The following is a 7,292-nucleotide window of genomic DNA, read 5'->3' as shown; positions in this document are numbered from 1 at the left end:
GGTTTTCCCCTGTATGCCTTGTTGTTTACTCTTTTTTTTGTTGTTTTTTTTTTCAGCCAGAGACGGGCATAGGGGTGTTGAGAGGGCTCGTGGGGCCGGAGATGTGTATAAGGGACGCCGTGATCAGGCTCTCGTCGCAGTCGAGCAGTTCGGCGCGGTGGAGCGGCCAGCGGGGGTGGGAGTTCGGCAGGTACAGCTGCCGCTCGAAGAAGGTGTTGTGCAGACCCCAGCGCGCGGTGAGGAAGTGCTCGAGCTCGGTGGGTTCCGCGACGGGCTCGCCGACGCGCACGGTGATGCGCGAGTGCGCCCCGCGCGGGCCCGGCCAGCGGCGCGTGCTGGTGTACGTGAGGGTGTCGCCGTCGCGGCGGATCGCCATCCGCGACCACAGGTACGGCAGGCGGAACGCGGCGCGCGCGACCGCCACCGGTATCAGCCGGGACGCGTCGAGCGACCGGAAGACGACGCCGCGCCGCCCGTGGGCGTCCACGGAGTACAGCCGGACGTTCGTCTCGGGGAAGGTGCCCAGGTAGGGGACGCCCGGGAGGCGGAACCAGCCGACGCGGTGCATGCGGAAGGCGACGAGGCCGACGTAGGTGACGCCGTCGAGGGTGTCGGGGACGGTGCCGGCCGGCAGGAGCGGCGCGATGTCGGCGGGGTCGGCCGCCCAGTGGAGGAAGGCCAGGTCGAGCCACGACTGGGTGAGCAGCGGGCCGGCGGCGACGTCGGGCGGGTCCGCGGTGATCGGTTCGGGTGTGGTCTGCGGGGGCGGCACGCGACCAGCATCGCAGACGTGTCACGGGCCTCCAGGAGGCGCTGCGCGACCGCTGTGACACGTGGGGTTCAGGAGGTCACAGCCGGGTACACCATGTGAGCGGGTGCCGGGGCCCCGCATCCGTTGGGGACGGACAGGGGGCCCTTCCCCATACCGGTGACGCTGCGGAGCAGCCCTTCGGCGTGGGGAGTGATGGACATGACGCACTGGTACGCCACCTCGTCATCGGCCGGCCGTACCGACGTGTACGTGTGCGAGCTGGAGCACCGTGCCGTGGCCGTCGCCGTCGCGCGACGTACCGCGCGCACCGTGCTGACCGGCTGGTCGGTGCCGGAGGAGGCCGTCCACGACGCCGTCCTCGTCGTGTCGGAACTGGTGACCAACGCCGTGGAGCACGCGCTGCCACCGGTCGCCCTGCGCCTGCGCCGCGGCGAGGTCGACGGCACGGCGGTCATCCGCGTCGAGGTCACCGACGGCGGGCCCGCACCGTGGCACGGCGCCTGGGCCGCCGGCCGCGGCCCGGGCGAGCACGGCCGTGGAGCCGCCATCGTCGACAGCCTCGGCATCGGTTCCGGCGTCGGTACCCGCAGCCGTGGCGGCGGGCGCTGGGCGGATCTGCTGGCCGCCTGAGCCCCCGGAAAGTGCCCGTGGGTCTCCCGCCCACACCTCCGGACGTCGGATGATGGATTCTCGTACGAGAATTTTGTCCGGAAGAAAACGAAAAGCCCGTATGTTGAGACGCGCAGAGCGAGGGCTTGTCGTGGTCGCACCCGGCCCGGGTGCGGGAAGGGAGGCACCCGCAATGGAGCTCGGGTCCCGTCTCTCGGCGATGCAGGATCCCATCGGATCGGGTTGCAGGGTCTTCCTCGCCGTGATGATCGCGATCATCACGGCGGTGCCGGTCGCCGACCACTTCCTCCCGGAGGACATCCACCTCGCCCACGTGCTGGTCATCCCCGTCGCGCTGGCCTCCGCCTTCGCCGGAGCCGTACGCGGCGCCCTGACGGGACTCGCGGCGGTGCTCGCACTCGTCGCCGCGGGCGCCGAGCGGCACACGCTCCTCACCGAGAACGTCCTCGTCCAGCTCGGTTCCCTGGTGCTGCTCTCCTTGCTGCTCGTCCTCATCAGTGCCCTGCGCGAGCGCCGCAGACATGAGCTCGCGGAGCTGCGCGCGGTGTCGCAGGCGACCCAGGGCGTGCTGCTGCGGCCGCTGCCGCGCCAAGCCGGGCCGGTGTCCATCGCCACGGCGTACCGCAGCGCCGGTGACGGCGAGCGCATCGGCGGCGACCTGTACGCCGTCGCCCGCACGGCACGGGCCACCCGCCTGCTCATCGGCGACGTGCGTGGCAAGGGACTGGGTTCCATCGGCGACACCGAGACCGTCCTCGGGGCGTTCCGCGCCTCGGCGCACCGGCAGGCGCCCTTGGCGGAGCTGATGGAGTCGTTGGAGGGCAGCGTCCGCTGGGAGCTGACCCAGGCGTGGGACGGGCCGGGCGGAACCGACGTCGGGGAGCGCTTCGTCACCGCCGCCGTCGTCGAGATCCCCGACGACGAGCCGTACGTGCACGTGGTCAGCTGTGGGCACCTGCCACCGATCCTCCTCCACGACGGAACGGTCACCACCCTCGACGTCCCCGAACCGGCGCCCCCGCTGGGACTCGGCGGACTGACCGGGAGCAGCTACGCTCCCACCACCTTCACCTTCGCCCCCGGCGACCGGCTGCTGCTCTACACCGACGGAGTGACCGAGGCCCGCAACGGCGACGGGGAGTTCTACCCGCTCATCAGCCGGGTCGCGGAGTGGGGCGACCGCGGCCCCGACCAGCTCGTACGGGAGATGACCGACGACCTGCTGGCCCACACCTCCGCCCCGCTGCAGGACGACATGGCCGTGGTCGCGATCGTGCGCGACGCCCTGGGAGGACCGCCACCGCATGCACGGACCCCCGCCGGAGCCGGCACGGCAGCGGACGCCGATGCGCCAGGCGTTCGACCTGCTGGCCGCGGACTATGACGACGACCATCACGACGCCGTCGCCGCGGCACTGATCGAGCTGGCGGGCCCCACGCCGATGGACCGGCGAGTGGCCGACGTGGCCTGCGGCACCGGGGCGGTGGCCCTGACGCTCGCCCGCTCCCGTTCGTCCGCCGACCCCGCGGTGCTGGCCGTGGACGTCTCCGCGGCCATGATCGCCGCGGGCCGGGCGCGCGCCGAGCGCCTGTCGGCCCCCGGGGCGATCGACTGGCGGGTCGCGGACGCCGTGCCGCTGCCCTGCGCCGAGCGTGCGCTCGACCTGGTCCTGTGCGCTTCGTCCCTGCACTTCCTCGGTGGGCGGGCCCTCGCCGACTGGCGGCGCGTCCTGCGGCCCGGTGGCCGTGTCGGGTACAGCCTCCCCCTCGCGCCCGGCTTCCGGGCTTCCGGCCCCTTCGCGTCGCTCGTCGCACGCGACCTGCCGCTCCCGGTGACGGCACGGGACGCCGCGGACCTGGCGGCCGCCTCGGGCCTGCACGCCCCCGTCGTCCGCGTCGTCCGGATCGGCGACCGCTCCGTCGCGCTGACCGTCGCCCGCACCCCCGACGCGGCGCCCTGACCGTCCGCCCGCGATACTCGCTGCCGTCGACGGACGGGGAGGAGACGACGTGCACGCCTACTGGGATCCGCTGCCCACGGCCCGGCGCCTGCTGGCCGCCGAGGAACCGGGCCGGGAGGTCTTCACCGGCGACTGGGCCGACCGCAACTGGCGCAACGTCCCCGGCCCCTTCTACGGCGCCGCCACCGACTCGATGGCGACCGGGCGGCTCGACGCCCCGCGCCACATCGCGTACGACGACGACATGGGCGGTGGCTTCGGGACGGAGTTCGTCTTCCGTCAGCCGGTGGACGAGGCCGAGACGGAGGCCCTGGTCGCGGCCGCCCGCCTGGAGCTGTACAGCGGCTACGGCTGGGACGGCGACGACCACTGGACCCCCGGCCTCGTCCGCGCCTGGTGGCGTGACCGGGGCCGGGTGCGCGAGTGGGCGGTGGCGATCGCGGCCGACTGGGGCGCCGACGCGCATCCCGGCTGGGGCGACAACGCCGCGCCGAGGTACCGGCCGCACTACCAGGACGCCTCCCGCGGCCACCGTGACTTCGTCGCCTACCTCGACGACGGTCTGGAGACCTATCTGCGCGGCTACGTCCACTGGCTCGACCTCCGCCGTCCCCGCCGCCGCTGGGAGGCCCTGCCGCGGCTGTGAGCCCGCCCCGACGCCACGTACGGCGCGTGGACGGGCACCGGAAACGATGCGCACGCGCCGGCGGGACGTGAGCGGGCGGTGGTCCGGGAGACGGGACCGGACCACCGCCCGGTGTGCGGGGCGCGCCTCAGTTGGGTGAGGGCGAGCCCGTTGCCAGGGGGTCGGCGGACGCGTCGAACGTCGCCGTCGAGGCGGCGAGACCGAGCGCGGTCGGGGCGTCGGGCAGCCCGGCGCCGATGCGGAGCGGTTCGGTGACGGGCAGCGGCCGGCTGGCACCGCGGAGCAGGGCCATCAGCTGGTCCGTGCGCGCGGCGCCGCGGGCGTGCGGCGTCGCCCGCAGCTGCTCGTGGTGGGCGAGCAGCAACGCGGCCAGCCCGGTGAGATGGGCCGCCGCGATGGCGGTGCCCTCGGCGACCGTGTAGGTGGCGCCGAGCGCCGTGGTGACGATCGCGGTTCCGGGTGCGGTGAGGTCGACGCCGGGCCCGGTGGGCGTGAAGGGCGCCGGGTACGGACCGGGCCACGGAGGCTGGGTGGCGGCCGCCGGGCTGTCCGGCGGGTAGGTGCCGGTGTGCGCGAGCGCGCCCGCGGCCAGCACGGTGGGCAGGGCGGCGAGCGGGCTGAGCGCACCGGAGGTGTCGCCCGCCGGGGCGATGACGGCGATGCCCGCCGCGTGCGCGTCCATCAGCTTCCACGCCGCCAGCTGCGAGGGCTGGTCGTACGTGACGTTGATCTGCGCGACGTCGATGTCGTGGGAGATGCAGTGGTCCACCGCGCGCAGCAGGTCGGCGACGCGGCCGCCGGGGAAGAGTTTGAGGGCGTGCACCGTGGCGTCCGCCGCGATGCCGGTGACCCCGGTGCGGTTGTCGGCGGCGGCCACGATCCCGGCGCAGCGGGTGCCGTGCCCGGTCGCGTCCGTCCGCCAGCCCGCGTCGTCGGCGGCGGGGGTGAAGTCGGCGCCGGAGCGGACGGTGTCCTTCAGGTCCGGGTGCGCGGTGTCGACGCCGGAGTCCAGCAGGGCCACCGAGACGCCGTGGCCGCGGTAGGTCGGGGGGATCTCGTGCAGGCGCATCGCCTGCCAGCCCCATCCGGTGAGCGGCCGGTCCGGGAAGCCCTCGAAGGTCTCCGCCAGGGAGCGGACCACCACCTCCACCTCGGCGCCGGACAGGGTGTCGTCGTCCGGGAAGGGGCGGCCGGTGCGCACCGGCCAGTGGTCGCCCGCCGGGCGCACGTACAGGGACCGGAGGGTGGCCGGGGTGTCCGCCGGCAGGACGAGCTCGGCCCGGCCGTCGGCGCCGGTGACGGCGTACGCCGTCGCGCCCGTTCCGGTCGCCCACACCTGCGCGTCGGGTACGCCCTGACCGCGACTCGTCACGTGCACCGTGACGCGCGGCGGCTCCTGGAGGGTGACCTCCATCGCCGGGTCCACGGCCGCGGCGGCCGGGCGCGTCGCGGGGGCCGGCGAGTAGGCGAGCGGCTGGTCGGCCTCGACCACCACCTGGGGGTTGGCGGCCAGCGCCCGCGCACGCTCGTGGGGCATCGTCACCACGGCCACCGGGGGGCACACCGGGTGGGGCTCGGCGATCGCCTCCAGGCCGCGGGAGCGGGAGGGGTGCACCTGGGCGACCACCTCCACCTCCGGATCCTCCTCGAGCAGCGTGAACAGCGCCGAGGCCTCGACGGGCGGAATGCCCGCGGTCAGCCAGGGGGCCGGCCGGGGCGCCACCAGGTACCGGCCCCAGCCCGCGCGGCCCGGGTGCCCGGCGTGCGTCCCCGCCATCCCCATGTAGTGCTCGGGGCCCTGTTTCGTGCCGCCCGGTCCCGCGACCGGACCGTTCGCCCCGCCGGCTTCCGATCCGGCACCGGGCTTGCGGCCGCCCTTGGCGCCGCCGTGTCCCTTCGCCATGCCGCCGTTGCCCTGCTGCTCACTCATCACGCTTCCGCCTTCACCGATCACCTTGCGTTGGACCACACCGCGCCGCTGCCGCGGCCGGACGGCCCGGTCGACCGGGGCAGCCGCAAGGGCCGCCCCGGCCGACCGGGAGACCGCTCAGATGCCGAGCGGCATCTGACCGACGTGCTGCCCGTACGGGGACTGGCCGTTCTGGAACGGGCTGTTCTGGAACTGACCGTTCTGGAACTGACCGTTCTGGAACTGGCCCGGGAACTGGCCGTACTGGCTGAACTGGCCGAACTGCTGGCCGTACTGGCCGAACGGGGACTGGCCCTGGGCGATCTGGCTCAGCGCGCTGTGCACGACCGGCGCGATGCGGCGGGCGCACTCGGTGAGCACGCTGCTCCAGGCGTGCGGGGGGATCTGGCCCTGCGCCTGGATGCCCATCATGATCTGCGGGTCGATGCGCACCTGCTCGACCACGGCGTTGACCGCGGTGGCCGCACAGCGCAGCGAAAGCTCGGTCACCAGCAGCGGCAGCTGCTGCTGGCCCTGCCCGATGCCGGGCTGGCCGAAGTGCTGCTGCCCGTAGCCCTGCAGACCCATGAACGGCTGGCCGATGCCCTGCTGTCCGTAGCCCTGCTGGCCTGCCCACGGCTGCGACTGCTGCTGACCGGACTGCTGCCAGTGCGGCTGCTGCAGCTGCTGACCGTACTGCTGGGGGGTGTAGACCGACATCAAGCTCCTCCTTGAGCTGTGACGGAAAAGGGGATGGGACGGCGGCTCCGTGGAGGGGGCTCCCAGAACCGGTCCGCCGCCATGCGCAGCAAATCACCACCGGACAAAAACCGCTTCCTGTGACATACCGCCACCAGAGGGTGCGTGGCGGCCGAGCTGCAGCGACCTCTTCGTGGCCGCCTCACCCGGACGGCCCACGCCGGGGGCGCGCCGCGGCCAGGGGCCGCCCCTCCTGTGCGTCTCCGGGGCGGGCGGCGACGCGGGTGTGTGGACGAGGACGGCCGAGGCGCTCGCCGACGATCGACGAGCAGACCGACGATGCCGCCGGGCTGCTCCGCGGCCTCGGCCTCGGCCCGGCGGCCGTCCTGGGCTCCGGGAGCGGGGCGGAGATCCTGCTCGACCTCGCGCTGCGCCATCCTGAGACGGTGCGGGCGGCCATCGTCCACGAGCCCCCGTTCCTGTCGGTGAGCTCGGATCCCGCCAAGGTACGCGCCCGGTTCGGCCGGACAACGGCGAGGTGTACGTCCGGATGGAACTCGGGGCCCTCGAACTCGCGTACTGCCTGCGGCCGTTGCTGCACGAGGTGGCCGGGTGAGCACGCGCATGCGGTGGGGTGTGCGTCGCAACGAGGCGGCGGGCGGGGGAGGATGGGGC

General features: G+C 74.0%; 7 protein-coding genes. 4 read left to right on the top strand and 3 right to left on the bottom strand.

Going from position 1 to position 7,292, the window contains the following annotated elements:
• Positions 1-52 precede the first annotated feature (52 nt).
• Positions 53-772: a YqjF family protein gene (locus tag PV350_RS42705; protein ID WP_500338776.1), complete on the bottom strand. Its 720-nt coding sequence runs from the start codon at positions 770-772 to the stop codon at positions 53-55.
• A gap of 198 nt (positions 773-970) precedes the next feature.
• Between PV350_RS42705 and PV350_RS42700 the strand changes: the two genes are divergently transcribed.
• The 4 genes from PV350_RS42700 (at position 971) to PV350_RS42685 (ending at position 4,009) form a co-directional block, all read left to right on the top strand.
• Positions 971-1,402: an ATP-binding protein gene (locus PV350_RS42700; RefSeq protein ID WP_500338775.1), complete on the top strand. Its 432-nt coding sequence runs from the start codon at positions 971-973 to the stop codon at positions 1,400-1,402.
• 172 nt (positions 1,403-1,574) lie between these two features.
• Positions 1,575-2,786 carry a PP2C family protein-serine/threonine phosphatase gene (locus PV350_RS42695; protein WP_500338773.1) on the top strand — a complete coding sequence of 404 codons (1,212 nt, stop codon included), beginning with the start codon at positions 1,575-1,577 and terminating at the stop codon, positions 2,784-2,786.
• Positions 2,749-3,363, top strand: coding sequence for a class I SAM-dependent methyltransferase (locus tag PV350_RS42690; protein WP_500338771.1), 615 nt, complete (start codon positions 2,749-2,751; stop codon positions 3,361-3,363). Before PV350_RS42695 ends, PV350_RS42690 begins: the two co-directional genes overlap by 38 nt.
• 49 nt (positions 3,364-3,412) lie before the next feature.
• Complete coding sequence (locus PV350_RS42685) at positions 3,413-4,009, top strand: ferredoxin (RefSeq protein WP_499509481.1); 597 nt, start codon at positions 3,413-3,415, stop codon at positions 4,007-4,009.
• A 127-nt stretch (positions 4,010-4,136) separates the two neighbouring features.
• Here PV350_RS42685 and PV350_RS42680 read toward each other — a convergent pair whose 3' ends face one another.
• Positions 4,137-5,939 carry a S8 family serine peptidase gene (locus tag PV350_RS42680; protein ID WP_500338769.1) on the bottom strand — a complete coding sequence of 601 codons (1,803 nt, stop codon included), beginning with the start codon at positions 5,937-5,939 and terminating at the stop codon, positions 4,137-4,139.
• Between the two features lie 117 nt (positions 5,940-6,056).
• Positions 6,057-6,638, bottom strand: coding sequence for a hypothetical protein (locus PV350_RS42675; protein WP_499509479.1), 582 nt, complete (start codon positions 6,636-6,638; stop codon positions 6,057-6,059).
• Positions 6,639-7,292: the final 654 nt, after the last annotated feature.

Origin of the sequence: Streptomyces sp. PA03-6a (assembly GCF_033792765.1) — a bacterium.
In the GTDB taxonomy this organism is placed as follows: domain Bacteria; phylum Actinomycetota; class Actinomycetes; order Streptomycetales; family Streptomycetaceae; genus Actinacidiphila.
The sequence above is the reverse complement of the archived record's forward strand: the minus strand, read 5'-3'. Positions and strand labels throughout refer to the sequence as shown.